A 17,009-nucleotide genomic window follows, 5' to 3' on the forward strand; every position below is an offset into this window, starting at 1 on the left:
AGTCAGGCTGACCGCGGTGCTTATTTACCGCATATCGGGCCCTGACGCCGAAAACATGCCCTTGAACGGGGTTTGCAGAGCCCGGGTGGTTGCATGCTAGGCTGACCGCAAACCAGATCAGGAATTGCCGGAATGCTCGTCGCCCGAATCGCCGCCGCTGCCCTTGGCCTCTCACTTGTCGGCTCCGTGGCCCACTCTGCGCCGGCGGCGCCGGACAGGATTCCGCCCATCCAGTTTTCACAGCGGACCCTGCCCAATGGCATGAAGGTCTTTGCCTCCCGGGATGCGTCGACACCCAATGTGACCATCCAGGTCTGGTATGGCGTTGGATCCAAGGACGATCCGGTCGGTCGGTCCGGCTTCGCCCACCTGTTCGAGCACATGATGTTCAAGGCGACGCGCGATCTGCCCGCCGAGAGCATGGATCGCTTCACCGAGGATGTGGGCGGCTTCAACAATGCTTCGACCTGGGATGATTTCACCAACTACTACGAGGTGGTTCCGGCCAACCACCTGGAGCGCCTGCTGTGGGTTGAAGCCCAGCGCCTGGGCTCGCTGGTGGTGGACGAAGCCAACTTCAAGTCCGAGCGGGATGTGGTGAAGGAAGAGCTGCGCCAGCGGGTTCTGGCTGACCCCTATGGCCGTCTGTTCGCCCTTTACCTGCCCAAGGCGACCTACAAGCTTCACCCCTACAAGCGGCCGGGAATTGGCTCGATCGAAGAACTTGATGCGGCGACCCTTGATGATGTCAGGGCCTTCCACCACGCCTATTACCGACCGGACAACGCCGCCCTGATTGTGGTCGGAAACTTTGACGAAGCCCAGCTTCAGGCCTGGGTCGACAGGTATCTCGCCCCCCTGAAGAACCCTGAGGTCCCGCTTGCGCGGGTCACAACCGCCGAACCTGCGCGGACCGGCCCATTAGTCTATGACGGATACGGACCGAATGTGCCCCTGCCAGCGGTCGCCATCACCTGGCTGGGCGCGAAGGCGGCGGATCCTGACGCCCCGGCCCTGCGGGTCCTGGACGCCATTCTGTCCTCGGGCAAGTCATCGCGGCTCTATGACAGCCTGGTCTATGAGCAGCAGATCTCGGCCCAGATCTTTTCCACCGCCGACCTGCCACAGCAGCCGGGCATGTTCATGGTCGGTTCGATCATGGCCTCCGGCCACACGGTGGCTGAGGGTGAGAAGGCCCTGCTGGCCCAGATCAAGCGTCTGCGCGACGCCCCGCCCTCCGCAGCCGAACTGTCAGAAGCCAAGGCAGAGCTGGTGTCGGGCAAACTGCGCGAGCGGGAAACCATTGATGGCAGGGCCTTCGCCCTGGGCTATGCCTTCCTGACTGAGGGCGACGCCAGTCAGGCCAACAGCGCCCTCGCCGCCCTGCAGGCCGTGACCGCCGCCGACATCCAGAAGGTGGCGCGCAAGTACCTCGCCGACGACCGGCGCATGACCATCCGCTATCAGGCCGAGGACGCCAGGCCAAAGGATGCGACGGACCAGGATCCGCCCGCCCCGAAGGTTGCGTCTGTCGCCTATAATGGCCCGGTCACTGCACTGGCGCCGGAAGGTCAGCGCACGCCGCCACCCCAGGTCGCTGCGCCGGCAGCCGCCGTCCTCCCCAGGCCGGTGGAGAAGACCCTGGCCAATGGACTTCGAGTGATTGTCGCCAGATCATCGGACCTTCCCCTTGTGACTGCGGACCTGACCGTCCGGGCAGGCGCCTGGGCTGACCCGGCCGGCCTGGCCGGTACCGCCAATCTTGCGGCCGGCATGCTTACGGAAGGCACGCGAACCCAAAGCGCCCAGGCCATTGCCAAGGCCGCCGAGTCGGTCGGCGCCGTTCTGAGCTCCGGGGGCGGCCAGGAATCGGCCTCAGTGACCCTGAACGTCATGCCCGGCAAGCTGGCCCAGGCCATGCCCCTGATGGCGGACGTGGCGCGAAACCCTGCCTTCGCAAAGGAAGAGCTGGACCGCCAAAGGGCCCAGGCCCTGGACGGCCTTTCGGTCTCCCTGCAGGAGCCCGGGTCCCTGACCAGCTTCGCCACGGCGCCAGTCCTGTTCGCGGGAACCCCGTTTGGACACGTCTCAGGCGGGACCCCGGTGTCCCTCCAGAAGATCACGCCGGAAAATCTCCGGAAGATACACCAGACCTATTTCAGGCCCGACAACGCCACCCTGGTCCTGACGGGCGACATCACTCCGGAAAAGGGGTTCGCCCTGGCCCAGTCCGCCTTCGGAAACTGGGCGCGTCCGAAGAGCGTCCTGCCACAGCAACCGGTGATCGCGCCGAACCCGGGTCAGAGGGCTGTCGCCATTGATCTTCCGGGTACCGGTCAGGCGTCGGTGACGGTCGCCAAGGCCAGCATTCCCCGCAGCAGTCCTGACTACTATTCCGGCCTGGTCGCCAATACCGTCCTCGGAGGGGGCTATTCGGCCCGCCTGAATTCAGAAATCCGCATCAAGCGGGGCCTCTCCTATGGTGCGTCTTCCCGTCTGGCAGCCCAGCAGAGCACCGGCCAGTTCCGCGCCTCGGCCCAGACCAAGAACGAATCCGCCGCACAGGTCCTGGACCTGATCCGCGAGCAGATGCGTGACCTGATGACCACCCCGGCGACAGCCGACGAGTTGAAGGCCCGCAAGTCTTCACTGGTCGGAGGATATGGCAGAAGCCTGGCCACCACGGACGGCCTGGCGGACATCCTTGGCAACCTTGCCCTGTTCAATATCCCGCTGAACGAGTTGAACGCCTATGCGGACAAGGTTGAGGCGGTGAGCGCTGATCAGGTCCAGGCCTTCTTCAGAACCTATCTGAATCCGGACAGCGTCTCGGTCATCATTGCCGGCGACGCAAAGACCTTTGCCTCTGACCTGAAGACCCGGACGAACAATCTCGAAATCATCCCGGCCGCCGATCTGGATCTGGACGCCCCCAGCCTGCGCAAGGCTGCAAAATAATGGGGGACTTTCAGTTCGACGCCCTGTCGTTGTTTGGCCTGGCTTCGGTGTCGTCGAGCCTGCTCTGCTATGTGATGGAGCCCCGCAGCAACTGGTGGACCCTGGGCTTCATGGCCGCAAACCTGGCCTCGGCGCTCTACGGTTTCCTGCAGGGCGCCTGGCCGTTTGGTCTGATCGAACTGTTCTGGGCAGGGGCCGCCTTCGCCAGGTGGCGAAAGACGGGACTCAGTGGCGGAACACCCGCACCCCAGTGAAGGCCATGGTCACGCCGGCCTCGTCTGCGGCGGCGATGACCTCGGCGTCGCGGATGGAGCCGCCGGGCTGGATCACCGCCGTAGCCCCCGCTTCGGCTGCCTGGATCAGGCCATCGGCGAAGGGGAAGAAGGCTTCGGACGCACAGGCTGATCCCTTGGCCAGGCTGACCGGAAGACCGGCGGTCTCTGCGGCCTCGCCGGCCCGGATGGCGGCGATGCGAGCTGAATCCCGGCGGTTCATCTGGCCAGCGCCAATGCCTGCGGTCTGGCCGTCCTTTGCGAAGACGATGGCGTTGGACTTCACATGCTTGGCCACAGTGAAGGCGAACAGCATATCGGCGACTTCTGACGGCGTCGGCTGACGCTTGGTGACAATCTTCAGGTCCGCCGCGGTCAGATGCGAGGCGTCACGGCTCTGGACCAGGAAACCTCCGGCCACCTGCTTGAAGACGTCGCCGGCCGAGCGGGGGTCCGGCAGGCCGCCGGTCAGCAGAAGGCGCAGGTCCTTCTTCCTGGCGAACAGGGCGATGGCTTCCTCGTCGGCCTCGGGGGCGACCACAACCTCGGTGAAGATCTTGATCATCTCCCGGGCGGCGGCGGCGTCGAGGCGCGTGTTGACGGCGACAATCCCGCCAAAGGCCGAGACCGGGTCACACTGCAGGGCGCGTTCATAGGCGGTCTTGAGATCAGACCCCAGGGCGACGCCGCACGGATTGGCGTGCTTGATGATGGCCACAGCCGGCGCCGTCTTCGGATCAAACTCGGCGATCAGTTCGATGGCGGCGTCTGTGTCGGCGATATTGTTATAGCTCAGCGCCTTGCCCTGCAGCTGGCGGGCGGTGGCGACGCCAGTGCGCGGATTTTCCTCGCGGTAGAAGGCGGCGGACTGATGGGGGTTTTCCCCATAGCGCATGGTCTGGACCAGGGTCCCCGCAAAGGCCCGGCGGCGCGGCGCGACATCGCAGATCGCCTGGGCGAACCAGGCGGAAATGGCGGCGTCATAGGAAGCCGTGCGGGCATAGGCCCGGGCAGCCAGCTGTTTGCGCAGGGCAATGCCGGTGGTTCCCGACGTCTCAAGCTCGGCGATCACTTCCTGCAGGTCTGCCAGCTCGGTGCACACTGCGACATAGCCGTGATTCTTGGCCGCAGACCGGATCATGGCCGGCCCGCCGATATCGATATTCTCCACCGCCGTTTCGAAGTCGGCGCCGGCTGCGATGGTGGCCTCAAATGGATAGAGATTGACGTAGACCAGATCGATGCCGCCGATCCCGTGGTCAGCCATGGCCTGGGCATGCTCCGGCGCATCACGGACCGCCAGCAGGCCGCCATGCACGATGGGGTGCAGGGTCTTCACCCGGCCATCCATCATTTCCGGAAACCGGGTCAGGTCCGATATGTCCCGCACCTCAAGGCCTGCAGCAGCAATGGCCGCCCGGGTTCCGCCTGTGGAAACCAGCTCGACGCCTGCCTTGGCCAGGGCGCGGGCGGCGTCGATCAGGCCGGTCTTGTCAGAGACGGAAATCAGCGCCCGCTTGATGGGCGCGCGGTCGGCTGGCTTGGGGAAATCGGGTGCGGCGGGCATGGCGTTCTCCTGACGGGATCAAAGAAGAAGTGCCCAGGCGAGCGGCGTCTATGGCCCGCCTGCTCCCCGGTGGTCGCCCACCTTCATCGCCAGTCACACGCGGTCGATGAGCCTCTAGAGCAAGTTACGGATCGAGGGAACCGCCTATCAGCCGCAGACTGCGACTTCAGGCCTCTGACAGGGGCTCCATCCGCGGCGCGGCAGGGACATCTGAAGCCAGCTTCCAACGGACCCTGGCCCCGGCGTCGAGGCGCGCCTGCCCCTTCAGGACAACCTGCTGACTGCGCCGCGCCCGCAGGCCTTCAAAATAGACCGAAGCCTCTACCGAGATATCCTGGGCATCTGACCGCAGGCGCCATCCCACCGGGGCGTCTGCGGCCTGCAGGACGACGCTGCGGCCATCCCTGGCCAGACTGGCCCGGACCGTCGGATGCAGATGGAACCGCAGGGTGAAGGGCACAAAGCGACGGCTGGCCTGGGCGGCGGCGTTGTCGCCCAGGGGGGTCAGGCGATCCTCGCCGCGCAGCTCATCGGCCTCTATGTCCAGGAACAGACGCCGCTCGTGCCGCAGATGATATCGGCGGGCCCAGCCGTCGTGATGCAGGTCCAGCCAGATCCCGCCTTCAGCCTCGTGACGGCGCACATCGACCTCCCGATAGGCGCTGTCCAGCCGTGACCCGAGAATCTCGGCCGGAAACCCGCTGAGCGGGGCGCCGCAGGCGCCGTCACCGACCGAGAGGGTTGAGCCGGCGTCCACCAGACGCAGGGCCTGCGGGCCAAGGGCGTCTGGCGACCAGCCACAGGCGACGATCAGGCGACGACTGTGCGCCAGGACATCAAGGCCAAGAGGCTGGGCGCAGGCCCCCAGGCTCCAGGCTCCCTCCGCAGGCGGCGCTGCATCGACCATGATCTGCAGACCACGGCCATCCAGTCGCTGATATCCATTGCGGCCCGAGGGCAGGTCCGACCCTGGAGGCTCGATTTCTGCGGCGGCGACATAGGCCTGCCGGCACGCTTCGCCCCCCTGCATTTCGGGCAGCCGACCATCCTTCAGCATAAAGAACTGAAGGGTCTGATGAAGATCCTCCATGGCGCGGATCATGGCCGCCGGTGGTGGCTGCCCCCGCTGATGAAGGGCGCCCGCCAGGGTCTGCAGGTCGAACATCAATTCCAGAGCGGCCTGGGGACTGCGGGTCGCATGACCACCAGAAGGTTCAATCGTCGCCGCCAGCGCCGGGCTCAGACGGCGCAGACCCTTGCGCAGCAGGCCAGCGCCGACCTTGCCCGACAGAACGCATCCCGCCAGGGCGACAGCAATGGCCTGTTCCGCCGCCCGCTGGGGCTTGTGCATGCTGGAAGCCAGATATCGCGCCTGCCGTGCAAAGTCGAAGAGGATCTGGGCTTTCTCGGCTGGAGCGGCTTTGAGCAGGACCTCCGGCAGGGCGCAGGACAGGGCGTAGACCCGGCGACTGAGGACCGCCTCGCCCCAGGAGAAGGCGTTCCACTTCCCGAAGACCCTGGCCCAGTCCAGGACAAGCCGAAGGGCTTCGGCCCGGGCCTCCGGACCCGCAGACAGCAGGTCGGGCAACCATTCCATCCGGTGCAGCGCCCTGGCGAAGGCCATGGACGGGCTGGGACGGTCCCAGGGGTCTCCCAGGGTTCCGGTGTCCAGCACCGAGCCGCCCAGTTCAAAGCGGCCAGAGAGAATTGCGCGTCCGTGGACAAGGTTGGCGGGGCGGGGATCGACAGGAACCAGGTCCGTAACGCCCCTTGGCGCAGGCCGGGCGATCAGCCAGCGATTTAGCAGGGACAGGGCCCCATCGCGCCGGAACCATCCTCTGAGGGCATGGGTAAGGGCCAGGGCGTAGGTCACGCCAGGAAGCTGGGTCAGTGCAAGACGCCCCCCCGCCATCCTGCCTTCCCCTTAATCGCCCTTCAGGGCGGCGATGTTGGCGGCGTAGGCAGAGGGTCCGCCGCGGAAGACTGCTGTTCCGGCCACCAGGGCTGTAGCTCCAGCCTCGACGCACTGTCTGGCCGTCACCGGGGTGACGCCGCCGTCCACCTCAAGGGGAATGTCCCGGCCGGTGGCGTCGATCATCTGTCGAAGCCGACGGATCTTTTCCAGCTGTGACGGCATGAAGCTCTGCCCGCCAAAGCCGGGGTTGATCGACATGACGAGGATCAGGTCCACATCCTCCATCATCCACTCGATGACATTGGGAGAGGTTGACGGATTGAAGACCACGCCGGCCTTGGCGCCCAGTTCGCGGATGCGCTTGAGGGTCCGGTTCAGGTGGGGACCGCTTTCGGGGTGCACGCTGATGATGTCAGCGCCGGCGGCGGCGAAAGCCTCGAGATAGGGATCGACCGGAGCGATCATCAGGTGGACATCAAAGGGGATGCCGACATGGGGCTTCAGCGCCTTCACCACGTCTGGCCCGATGGTGATGTTGGGGACGAAGTGCCCGTCCATGACATCAATGTGCAGCCAGTCAGCGCCCGCCGCCTCGACCGCCCGGGCCTCTTCCCCGAGACGCGCGAAATCTGCAGCAAGAAGCGAGGGCGAGATGATGGGCGGCCTGGAGGTCATATTCCCGACTTAACCCCGGCCCTGCGTCGCGCCAACCCTATTCCGCGGTCTTGCGGAAGCGGGCGGCGAAGAAGCCGTCGGTCCCGCCGGGTCGGTGATGCGGCAGTATGCGCAGATCGCCGCTGGCCAGGAGGCTTGCCGCCGGAGCCCCGCCCTCTCCGGCACTCATGGGCGCCCGGGTCATTCCGGGGGTCCGCTTGAGGAAGGCGGCGGCCTGGGCCTCACCCTCCTCCGGCTCCAGGGAGCAGACGCAATAGACCAGCAGGCCGCCGGACTTCACGCGCTTGGCGGCGGAATCCAGCATCCGGGCCTGGACCTCGGCCAGGGCGGCGATATCCCCCGGGCGTGCAGCCCACAGCACATCAGGATTGCGGCGATAGGTGCCCGTCGCACTGCAGGGGGCGTCCAGCAGAACCGCATCAAACTGCCGGCTGTCAGTCCATTGGGCCGCGTCGGCGGCGACCACTTCGGCCTTCAATCCCATGCGCTCCAGATTGGCCTGAACCCGCTTGAGGCGTGCAGCCGAGCGGTCGACGGCGACCACCTGGGCGCCTGCAGCGGCCATCTGCAGGGTCTTGCCCCCCGGGGCTGCGCAGAGGTCCAGGGCGGTCTGACCGATCCGAAGATCAAGCAGGCGGACAGGCGCAGCGGCGCTGGCGTCCTGGACCCACCAGGCGCCCTCGGCAAAACCCGGCCAGGCTGAAACATCGCCGCGCAGGGCTGTGCGCCAGGTCCCGCCTGACAGAACTTCTGCCTCAAGCTCAAGCTCGGGCTGGGCAAGGGGGTCCCTTGGCGTCAGGTCGGTGGCGGGTTCGGCGGCGATTTCCCTGGACATGGCCAGGGCGGACTCGCGGCCATAGGCGGCCTGCCAGCGCGTAAACAGCCAGGGTGGGGCAAAGGCTTCGGGATCGGTGAAATCCGGCGGCTCACGGGTGAATCCGCGCAGGACGGCATTGACCAGGCCCTTGAAATTCCGGGTCGCGCCGGAGTCGCCCACCAGATCCACACTGGCGCTCACGGCGGCATAGGCCGGGGCGTTCAGGACAAAGGCCTGGGCCATGCCCAGACGCAGTATGTTCAGGACCCTGTCAGGGGGCGGCTTCTTGAGCTTGCTTTCCAGCGCCCGGTCGATAGGCCCCAGATGTCGCAGGGTGGCCAGCACCAGGGCATGAGCGAAGCCGCGATCGCGGGGGGACAGGTTGGCGAAGCCGGGGGTGGAGGTCGCTTCCTCAATGCCGGCCCGGCGCGCAAGGGCGGCGGTCAGCAGATCGAGGGCGGCCCGGCGCGCGGGCAGGCCGGCTATGTCTTCAGGGTTTTCGGTCACGGCGGTGGGGGTGCCCGCTCAGGACGCCGAATGCAAGGGCCATGCTGGCGAAACCGCTGGAACTCCCCTATTCTGAAGCCATGCGTGATCGTGACGATGACATTCCCCGCAAGGTCCTGACTCCCGAAGCCCAGCGGGCCCTGGCCGAAGCCCAGGCTCGTCGGGAGGCTGCCGAGAAGATCGAGCGGGATGCAGAAAACGGCGGACCGTCTGGCCTTGAGCCGACCCGATACGGGGACTGGGAGCGCAAGGGCATCGCCGTCGACTTCTGAGCCTTACGCCTGATTGGGCGAGCGCCCCTCGCCCATTAGGCGCAAGCGTTCGCCCCTGCGGTATTTTGTGCATAGTTTCCCGGCTTCCACGTTAGGAGGCGGAAATTATGGGTTGGATTATTCGCGGGTCCCTCGGACTTGCAGCGGCTTTGACCGCCTCGATGGCCATGGCCGGGTCCATGGCGCCCTACCAGAACAGCGACCTTGCCGGCGCAGGCCCGGGCTGGAACGCCATCTCGGATCGCGGCGGCGCACGCTACGTGCCGGTCCCCGTGCGCTCCGCCGATGACTATTACGCCTATGACAATGGCTACAGCAGCTATCAGTCGTCCGGCGCGGCCTATGCGGGACAGTCATCCTATGGCCGCCCTTCATATATGAGCCCGGCCTATCCTGAGCCGACCTATGTGGCGCCCTCGGCCTGCTGCGTGGCCCCACCCCCGCCGCCGCCGGTCTATATTGAGCCTGCGCCTTGCTGCGCCCCTCCTCCCCCTCCTCCGCCGTCCTGCTGCAGTGGCGGAGACCGTCGGGGCTATTATGATGAGAGCGCCTACGGCCGCACCATGTCCAACCGGACCTACAGCACCTATGGCTCGGCCTATCAGGGCTATTACGAGGACCGCTACGCCGCCCCGGCGCCGGTCGTCTATTACGGCGCGGACTATGACAACCAGTCGGTCTATCGCGGCGGCTATGCGGTCCAGTCCTATGTGGACGATACCCGCTACTACAATGGCGGCGGATACGGCTGCTGCAATCAGCCCCAGGACCGCTATGCCCCGCCGGTCCAGCAGCCCCGCGACTATGGCTGCGGCGCCAGCGGACCGGCCTTCCATGTCCGCAGCTATGGCGGCGCTGAACAGCACTATGGCGCCCCGCGCTGCAATACTGGCTGCGGCGCCTGTGACGCCGTGAGCACCCGGTCTTCCGGGGAAATCACCCTGGGCCAGGGCTTCATGTATTCCGAAGGCGGCGTCGGCCCAATTCCTGACGGTTATGTCGGCGGCGGCGGTGGCGGCATGGTCGTCATCGGCGGCGGCGGTGGCGGAAACGCCTATGCGTCTTCCCACGCCTATGCGTCATCCAGCTCCAATGTGAGCATCAATATCGGCGGACGCGGCGGCTATGGCGGCGGTCACGGTGGTTATGGCGGCCATGGCGGCGGCAAGGGTGGCGGCCACGGCGGTGGTCACGGCGGCGGCGGCGGGTGCAGTTCCTGCGGCGGCGGCGGCCACGGCGGCGGCCACTAGCCCTAAACCTGAATCACCTCGGACTATGGATGGCCGGAGCTATGCTCCGGCCATTTCCGTTATGATCCTTTGAGCGGCGACCTTTGGATCGTTGGCGGCCGTGATCGGCCGGCCGCAGACAATGTGCGAAGCGCCAGAGGCCAGGGCCTCGGCAGGTGTGGCCACCCGGGCCTGATCATTCTTTGCCGCCCAGTCCGGACGAACCCCCGGTGTGACGACCAGAAAATCCTTGCCGCCGATGGCCCGGGCCATGGCCGCTTCCTGTGGACTGGCGATGACGCCGTCACAACCGGCCGCCAGGGCCTGATGGATCCGGCGCTCCACCAGGGAGCGGGGGCTCTCGGAAAAGCCCATCTCGATCAGGTCCTTGTCCGACAGGCTGGTCAGCACGGTCACCGCCAGGATCTTGAGGCTGGAACGACCCTTGCCGCGCACGGCGGCCTCCATGACCTGGGGCTCTCCGTGAACAGTCAGGAAGTCGCCGCCGGTATCGGCCAGGACCGCAGCGGCCTTCTGGACGGTGGCGCCGATGTCGTGGAGCTTCCAGTCGAGGAAGACCTGCTTGCCCTGGGCTTTCAGGTCGCGGGCCAGGTCCATGCCCCCTGTCGCGAAAAGTTCAAGGCCGACCTTGTAGAAGCTGATTGAATCACCCAGCAGGTCGACCACCTGGCGGGCCTCGTCCACAGTCGGGAAGTCCAGGGGGACGATGAGGCGGGGATCGGCCTTCAGGCGCAGTTCTGCAGCGACCAGGGTCATGGGCGTCTCCCGACAAACGCGCACGGTCCTTCGCTGAAGGTCGGCGCCGGTTTCAAATTAGGCTAAGGACCTCCCATGAGCCCCGAAAACTTTGCGGTCAACTTCTTCGTCGCCCTGTTCGCCCTGATCGATCCGATCGGCAATGTGCCCCTTTTCGCCGCGGCGACCAGCGGCGTGCGCAACAAGGATGCCCGGCTGATTGCGGTCTATGTGGCCGTCGTCGTCCTGCTCTTCCTGACCTTCTTCTATTTCACGGGTCTCAGCCTTCTGGCCTTCTTCGGCATTTCCCTGCCGGCCTTCCGGATCGCCGGGGGGATCATCCTCTTCCTGCTGGGTCTGGAAATGGCCCGGGATGACTTCTCCGCCACCTTCGCCCTTGAGGATGACGGCGTCCCCCTCCACGGCCGGGCCGGCGCCCGCAAGCGATTCGAGCGGATGATCGTGCCCTTCACCATGCCCCTGCTGATCGGGCCTGGCGCCATCTCAACCGTGATCATCTACGCCAGTGAAGCCAAGGCCTATGGGCTGACCGGAACCTTCATCGGCCTGGGCGTCTTCGTCGCCGTTGCAATCTCCACCATGCTGTCCTTCTGGGCGAGCCCGCTGATCTCCAAGCTGATGGGCAAGATCGGCCTGACGGTCATTGTCCGAATTCTCGGCCTGATCCTTTGCGCCATGGCCGTGCAGTTCATCCTGTCGGGGATCGCCGACTCCACCCACGACGTCATCCTGAAGAACGCCTCAGCGCCCTATCAGTCGGGAAAGTAGGCGCTGGCGGGAAAGTAGGCGCTGGCCAGAAAATGGGCGCCGGGAGGTTGGCGGTCAGGGGCGGCATCCGCTAGATGCGGGGCATGAACGCTCCTACGACCTTTGAGACCCTGCCCGAGTGGCGCCTGGACGACCTCTATTCCGACCGGAACGATCCCAGGATCGAAGCCGACCTGGTCGCCGCCAGATCGGCTAATGACGAGCTGGTCAAACTCAAGGGCCGGTTCCTGGCCATGCGCGCCGATCCCCTGCATCTGGGCGAAATGCTGGACCACGGGATCGGCCTCTACGAAAAGGCCACCAACGGCCTCTGGAGTGTCGGCGCCTTTGCGTCCCTGGCCTCATCGACCGCCCGGGACGATCCGGCATGGGCCAAGTTCGAGGCTGACCTGCGGACCCGCTCGGCCCAGATCGCCGCCGAGAGCCTGTTCTTCACCCTCGAGCTCAACCAGCTGGACGACAATGAGCTGGAGCAGGCCTTCAAGGCCCACGCGCCGGCCGCCCGCTGGCGGCCCTGGATGCGCCGGGTGCGCCTGTCGCGGCCCCACGAGCTGTCCCCGGACCTTGAGCGCCTGCTGATCGATCGCGGCCCCGGCGTCGCCAACTGGACCCGGCTGTTCGACGAGACCCTGGCCAAACTTTCCGCCCGGGTGGGCCGGGAAGACCTGACCCTGCCCGAGGCCCTGAACCGCCTGTCCGACCCCAGCGCCGAGCGCCGCAAGCAGGCCGCCCAGGGTCTGGCCAGAGCCCTTGAGGCCCGGACATCGGTCCTGGCCCTGTCCCTCAACACCCTGGCCTTCGAAAAGCAGGTGGAGGACCGCTGGCGGCGCTATGCCAGCCCCGCTGCGGCCCGGCACCTGGCCAATGAAGTGGACGCCGACGCCGTCGAGGCCCTGGAGGCCGCCGTGGTCGAGGCCTATCCAAGCGTCAGCCACCGCTATTACGCCCTCAAGGCGAAGGTGATGGGCCGCAAGACCCTGGACTACTGGGACCGCAATGCGCCGCTCGAGACCGGTCAGCCCCGGACCTACAGCTGGGGCGAGGCCCAGACCATGGTGCTGGACAGCTTTGCTGACCTGGCGCTCAAATTCGCCGACACGGCCCGGACCTTCTTCGCCAATCCGTGGATCGACGCCCGCCCCCGGGCCGGCAAGCAGTCGGGCGCCTATTCCCATCCGGTGAATTCCGACCGCCACCCCTATGTCTTCATGAACTATATGGGCGAGCGCCGGGACGTCCTGACCCTGGCCCACGAGCTGGGCCACGCCGTCCACCAGACCCTGTGCGCGCCCCTGGGCACCCTGCTGGCCGACACCCCCCTGACCCTGGCCGAGACCGCCTCCATCTTCGGCGAGGGCCTGGTCTTTGAACGCCTGCTGGCGGGCGCTTCAAAGGAAGAGCGCCTGGGCCTGCTGGCTGGCCAGATCGAGGATGGCCTGAACACCGTGGTCCGGCAGATCGCCTTCCACCGGTTCGAGACCCGCTTCCACGCCGCCCGGCTGGAGGGTGAACTGGCCCCTGCCGACATCAGCGCCCTGTGGCTGGAGGTCATGGGCGAGAGCCTGGGCCCGGCGGTCAAGCTGAACGCCGGATACGAGCACTACTGGGCCTATGTCAGCCACTTCGCCCACGCCCCCTTCTATGTCTATGCCTACGCCTTCGGCGACCTGCTGGTCCGCGGCCTGATGGAGGCTCGCCAGGAAAACCCCGACGCCTTCGCCCCGCTCTATGAGGACCTGCTGGCCGCCGGCGGCACCCGCACCTATGTGGAAGCCCTCAAGCCCTTTGGTCTCAATCCCCGGGAAAAGGCCTTCTGGGCGGCGGGGATGAAGCAGCTGGAGCGCCGGGTGGACGCGTTTGAAGCGCTGATATGATTTCATCGAGCTCCAAATCGGGCTGACTGGCCACTGCCGGGGCAATGTTCGCATGAGACACCCACCGTCTGATCGACAAGGTGGCCGCGCTCGAAATCAGCGAGAAAGAGGCCAATTTGCGGAACAAGATCACCCACGGCGGATGCACCAGGGCGTTTTTGATACAGAGTCTCATCGCGATGGGCGTTACCGCCCTGAGAGTGGAAGACTAGGCGTACTCGGGCGCAACGTGGAGATAACATGGAGACCCGGGGGGATTTGCCTGATCTGCTGTCTCGGTGAACGGTATGCCAGCGGCGGCGAGTGCTTCAGCCAAGGAAGCAGCCTGCGGTGATCGTTCGCCAGATGAGGGAAGATATAGGAAAAGCCCAACCTCCCCCTCATCGTGCCGCCCCACCTCAAGCCTCCAGTTTATGCCCGCCTCTTCGAGCGCGGCTCCCAAACTTGATGCGTATCGTGTCGATTCTCGGTCTGGCGCATACCCGACTATGACGCGAAAGCTGCGGAGGCTTTCCGCGCTTCTAAGTCGCTCCACGAACAAAGTCTTCGCGGGACCATTTAAGCGCCGCTGCGGGGCGTTCACGATGCGCTGAATTTCAGCCACCGAGCCTCTCAGGTCCGCGACAAGACTAGAGATATCGCCAGGGGAACCTCCTCCAAGCTTGTCCTTATAGTCGTCAATGACGCCTTGCTTCTGGGCTACTGACGCGGACAGCGTTTCAATTCGTTCTCGGTAGTGCGCACGCAGCACTACGAACCCCGGAACGCCAACGATGAAGATGGCAAGCAGAAAGAGCGCGGGGGCACCAGCAACGACTGCCCACTCCGCTGAAAAATTCGTTATCCACCATGACGGGTCAGTAAGGTCCATTTGGCAATCATGGCCGCGAATCTCTTATGATAGCAACGCCTGCAAGTTTCGCCTTGTTTCCATGGGCATAATCAATCGTATTTGGCGGCACCCGCGCCGGATTGGACGCGTTTGAAGCGCTGATATGACGCCGAATTAACGCCACACATTCCCACTAGGTCGCTAGGCTTCGAGCACACACCCGGAGCGCCCCATGGATCGTCGTCACCTCTTGCTGGGTCTGGCCCTGGCCGCCCTGCCGCAGCTGGCCCAGGCAGAGACCAAGCCGCCAGTGCCGCTCAACAAGGTGTTCGGTTATCTGGACAAGTACCTGGCCCTGCCGCCGGCCGAGCGGAACCGGTTCACCCTGAACTATCAGTTCCGGATGGATGGCAAGCCTGCAGCAGGTTTGAAGGGCGACATCATCGAGGCGGACGGCCGCCACACGCCGATCCTGCTGGGGCCTGACGGTCGCGCCCGGACCCTGCCGACCCTGGCCCAGCTGAAGACCGCCACCCTGAAGATGGACGTGCCCCCCGGAACCAAGATGGGCGTCGCCCTGGAGGTCGTGCCCCTGCTGCCCTTGAGCCAGCAGATCACGGCCAGGGATCTGGAACTGTCCGTCGCCCAGGCGGGCAAGGGAATTTCCGCAGTGGCAGGCGTGCTGAGTTTCGCCGCCCCCAAGCTGACCGGCGTCAGCTTTGTCGGCGCGGGATCAGGAACCCTGCGCTATGCCGACGGCAAGGAAGCGCCCCTGCCCGTGGCAAAGGGCAATCCCTATTACGACGTCAAGCTGGCCAAGGGGGCAGTGAGCGTCACCCTGGCCAAGGCGCCGACCAAGGTGGAATTCAGGGACTCCTGACAGGCCGGGGTTTGACGGTCAGATCCCGGCGTACCACTCATAGCCGCGGTCTTCCCAGAAGCCGCCATTGCCGCCGCCGATGGACTTGAAGTCCGACACAGCCTCGATCCGCGCGATGTACTTGGCCTGCTTGTAGCCCAGCTGGCGCTCGACCCGCAGGCGCAGGGGGGCTCCGTGGGCGACGGGCAGGACGGCGTCATTCATCCGGTAGGCCAGTATGGTCTGGGGATGGTAGGCGTCGATCAGGTCAATGCTCTCATAGTACTGGTTTGACCCGTCCATGGCTTCGCCCAGGGTGTCGAAGCAGTGGAAGACCAGATAGCGGGCCTCCCTCTGCAGGCCGACCTTGTCCAGCAGGGGACCCAGGCGGGCGCCGGTCCACTTGCCGATGGAGGACCAGCCCTCCACGCAGTCGTGCCGGGTGATCTGGGAGCGGGACGGCAGGGCGCGGATTTCAGCCAGGGTCAGCTCCATGGGGTGGTCCACCAGGCCGTCAATCTTCAGCCGGTAGTCGGCAAAGCCCGCCGTGAGATGCTCGCGATAGGCCTTGTCTCCGGGACTGATCGAGCCATTGGCCTTGAAGTCCTTCGAAATGTCCGCAGCCGTGAATTCCCTGGCCAGGGCCTTGCGGTCGATCAGGGCCCTGTGGACCCGGCGGTTCAGACCTTCGGCTTTGAGCAGGGTCTTCTGGACGCCGGGGCTGTCATTGATTTTGTCGCAGGCGGCGAGCCAGAGGCCGGCCATGCTGGCGGCGACGCCCTTGATCCAGCCGCGGCGGTGGAGGACTTCGGTCATGCGGCGTCTCCTTCGACTTCGATGGCGTAGCGGCCGGTAATCATGGATCTCATGCTGTTGAAAAAGCCCACCACGAACACCAGGGCGACGTGGATCACGATGAAGAGGACGATCAGGCCTGCGCAGATGAAGTGAAGCGTCCGGGCCGACTGGCGGCCGCCGAACACCTCCACCAGCCAGGGCTGCCAGGCGTTGACCGCCGGCGACATGGTCAGGCCGGTGAGGATCATCAGGGGCAGGACCCCGAAGATCACCGCCAGATAGGTGAACTTCTGGATGACGTTATAGCGCCGCGCCTCCTCCCCCTTGGGGAAGCGCAGGCGGGCATGGTCGATGATCTCGTGCCACAGGTGTTTGCGGGTCAGCTGGTCGGGTGTGGGCAGAAGGTCGCGCTTGATATGGCCGTTCAGCAGGTTGCCGATCACATAGAAGGCGCCGTTCAGGACGAAGACCCAGGCGAAGAAGAAGTGCCAGTGGCGGCCATAGACCAGGGCGCGATAGCTCGGCAGGGTGGCCCAGGATGGAAAGCCCCGGGGTTCGCGGGCGCCGACCTTGCCGGAATAGCCGAACAGGCCGGTGGTGTTGAAGGCGAGGTCGCCGATCTTGGTGACGCCTATGGTGGTTTCACCCTGGGTGACCGCGCCCATGCGCAGCCAGGGCTCTTCGAAGGTCGACTTGTGTCCCCAATAGAGGGCGGGGTGGGCGTTGAAGATCTGCAGGCCGCTCATCAGCAGCAGGCATATGGCCAGGACATTCAGCCAGTGGCTGATCCGCACCACCACTGTGTGGCGATAGGTCAGCACCTTGGTGACCGACTTCTTGTCTGCCATTCCGTTCTCCCCCGAACTTCCTGATCATGCCCCAGTCTACC

At 65.5% G+C, this 17,009-nt stretch carries 14 protein-coding genes and 1 pseudogene; 7 read left to right on the plus strand and 8 right to left on the minus strand.

Annotated elements, in window-relative coordinates; genetic code table 11:
* Positions 1-132 precede the first annotated feature (132 nt).
* Complete coding sequence (locus tag CFE28_15205; protein ID OYU71222.1) at positions 133-2,958, plus strand: peptidase M16; 2,826 nt, start codon at positions 133-135, stop codon at positions 2,956-2,958.
* A complete protein-coding gene (locus tag CFE28_15210; GenBank protein OYU71223.1) occupies positions 2,958-3,212 on the plus strand; it encodes a hypothetical protein in 255 nt (84 codons plus the stop codon). Before CFE28_15205 ends, CFE28_15210 begins: the two co-directional genes overlap by 1 nt.
* Here CFE28_15210 and CFE28_15215 read toward each other — a convergent pair.
* The 4 genes from CFE28_15215 to CFE28_15230 form a co-directional block, all read right to left on the minus strand.
* Positions 3,184-4,797 carry a bifunctional phosphoribosylaminoimidazolecarboxamide formyltransferase/IMP cyclohydrolase gene (locus tag CFE28_15215; GenBank protein ID OYU71224.1) on the minus strand — a complete coding sequence of 538 codons (1,614 nt, stop codon included), beginning with the start codon at positions 4,795-4,797 and terminating at the stop codon, positions 3,184-3,186. The genes CFE28_15210 and CFE28_15215 overlap by 29 nt on opposite strands.
* 166 nt (positions 4,798-4,963) lie before the next feature.
* Positions 4,964-6,709: a heparinase gene (locus CFE28_15220; GenBank protein OYU71225.1), complete on the minus strand. Its 1,746-nt coding sequence runs from the start codon at positions 6,707-6,709 to the stop codon at positions 4,964-4,966.
* Between the two features lie 12 nt (positions 6,710-6,721).
* Positions 6,722-7,387 (minus strand): ribulose-phosphate 3-epimerase, encoded by a 666-nt coding sequence (locus CFE28_15225; GenBank protein ID OYU71226.1) that lies wholly within the window; start codon positions 7,385-7,387, stop codon positions 6,722-6,724.
* 37 nt (positions 7,388-7,424) lie between these two features.
* A complete protein-coding gene (locus tag CFE28_15230; GenBank protein OYU71745.1) occupies positions 7,425-8,690 on the minus strand; it encodes an rRNA methyltransferase in 1,266 nt (421 codons plus the stop codon).
* Positions 8,691-8,791: 101 nt separating this feature from the next.
* Between CFE28_15230 and CFE28_15235 the strand changes: the two genes are divergently transcribed.
* Positions 8,792-8,983 (plus strand): DUF1674 domain-containing protein, encoded by a 192-nt coding sequence (locus CFE28_15235; GenBank protein ID OYU71746.1) that lies wholly within the window; start codon positions 8,792-8,794, stop codon positions 8,981-8,983.
* Positions 8,984-10,086: 1,103 nt separating this feature from the next.
* A pseudogene (locus CFE28_15240) lies at positions 10,087-10,191 on the plus strand (RNA-binding protein).
* A gap of 81 nt (positions 10,192-10,272) precedes the next feature.
* On the opposite strand, the gene pyrF reads toward CFE28_15240, so the two are convergent.
* Positions 10,273-10,962, minus strand: coding sequence for an orotidine-5'-phosphate decarboxylase (gene pyrF, locus CFE28_15245; GenBank protein OYU71747.1), 690 nt, complete (start codon positions 10,960-10,962; stop codon positions 10,273-10,275).
* Between the two features lie 102 nt (positions 10,963-11,064).
* On the opposite strand from pyrF, the gene CFE28_15250 reads away from it, so the two are divergent.
* Positions 11,065-11,757, plus strand: a complete 693-nt coding sequence (locus tag CFE28_15250; protein OYU71227.1) for an antibiotic resistance protein MarC — start codon at positions 11,065-11,067, stop codon at positions 11,755-11,757.
* Positions 11,758-11,840: 83 nt separating this feature from the next.
* Positions 11,841-13,631, plus strand: coding sequence for an oligoendopeptidase F (locus tag CFE28_15255; protein ID OYU71748.1), 1,791 nt, complete (start codon positions 11,841-11,843; stop codon positions 13,629-13,631).
* Positions 13,632-13,839: 208 nt separating this feature from the next.
* Here CFE28_15255 and CFE28_15260 read toward each other — a convergent pair whose 3' ends face one another.
* On the minus strand, positions 13,840-14,502 hold the full coding sequence (locus CFE28_15260) for a hypothetical protein (protein ID OYU71228.1): 663 nt from the start codon (positions 14,500-14,502) through the stop codon (positions 13,840-13,842).
* Between the two features lie 193 nt (positions 14,503-14,695).
* Between CFE28_15260 and CFE28_15265 the strand changes: the two genes are divergently transcribed.
* Positions 14,696-15,343 carry a hypothetical protein gene (locus CFE28_15265; protein ID OYU71229.1) on the plus strand — a complete coding sequence of 216 codons (648 nt, stop codon included), beginning with the start codon at positions 14,696-14,698 and terminating at the stop codon, positions 15,341-15,343.
* Between the two features lie 18 nt (positions 15,344-15,361).
* On the opposite strand, the gene CFE28_15270 is transcribed toward CFE28_15265, so the two are convergent.
* Positions 15,362-16,138, minus strand: coding sequence for a molybdopterin-binding protein (locus tag CFE28_15270; protein OYU71230.1), 777 nt, complete (start codon positions 16,136-16,138; stop codon positions 15,362-15,364).
* Positions 16,135-16,968 (minus strand): hypothetical protein, encoded by an 834-nt coding sequence (locus CFE28_15275; protein OYU71231.1) that lies wholly within the window; start codon positions 16,966-16,968, stop codon positions 16,135-16,137. The genes CFE28_15270 and CFE28_15275 overlap by 4 nt, the downstream gene beginning before the upstream one ends.
* Positions 16,969-17,009: the final 41 nt, after the last annotated feature.

This window comes from Alphaproteobacteria bacterium PA2, assembly GCA_002256425.1.
In the GTDB taxonomy this organism is placed as follows: Bacteria; Pseudomonadota; Alphaproteobacteria; order Caulobacterales; family Caulobacteraceae; genus Phenylobacterium.

Bases quoted from the DNA above. Each gene is read 5' to 3' on its own strand.
- CFE28_15205 (OYU71222.1), top strand. From the start codon at position 133: ATGCTCGTCGCCCGAATCGCCGCCGCTGCCCTTGGCCTCTCACTTGTC.
- CFE28_15220 (OYU71225.1), bottom strand. From the start codon at position 6,709: ATGGCGGGGGGGCGTCTTGCACTGACCCAGCTTCCTGGCGTGACCTAC.
- CFE28_15215 (OYU71224.1), bottom strand. From the start codon at position 4,797: ATGCCCGCCGCACCCGATTTCCCCAAGCCAGCCGACCGCGCGCCCATC.
- CFE28_15260 (OYU71228.1), bottom strand. From the start codon at position 14,502: ATGGACCTTACTGACCCGTCATGGTGGATAACGAATTTTTCAGCGGAG.
- CFE28_15225 (OYU71226.1), bottom strand. From the start codon at position 7,387: ATGACCTCCAGGCCGCCCATCATCTCGCCCTCGCTTCTTGCTGCAGAT.
- CFE28_15235 (OYU71746.1), top strand. From the start codon at position 8,792: ATGCGTGATCGTGACGATGACATTCCCCGCAAGGTCCTGACTCCCGAA.
- CFE28_15275 (OYU71231.1), bottom strand. From the start codon at position 16,968: ATGGCAGACAAGAAGTCGGTCACCAAGGTGCTGACCTATCGCCACACA.
- CFE28_15255 (OYU71748.1), top strand. From the start codon at position 11,841: ATGAACGCTCCTACGACCTTTGAGACCCTGCCCGAGTGGCGCCTGGAC.
- CFE28_15265 (OYU71229.1), top strand. From the start codon at position 14,696: ATGGATCGTCGTCACCTCTTGCTGGGTCTGGCCCTGGCCGCCCTGCCG.
- CFE28_15250 (OYU71227.1), top strand. From the start codon at position 11,065: ATGAGCCCCGAAAACTTTGCGGTCAACTTCTTCGTCGCCCTGTTCGCC.
- CFE28_15270 (OYU71230.1), bottom strand. From the start codon at position 16,138: ATGACCGAAGTCCTCCACCGCCGCGGCTGGATCAAGGGCGTCGCCGCC.
- CFE28_15210 (OYU71223.1), top strand. From the start codon at position 2,958: ATGGGGGACTTTCAGTTCGACGCCCTGTCGTTGTTTGGCCTGGCTTCG.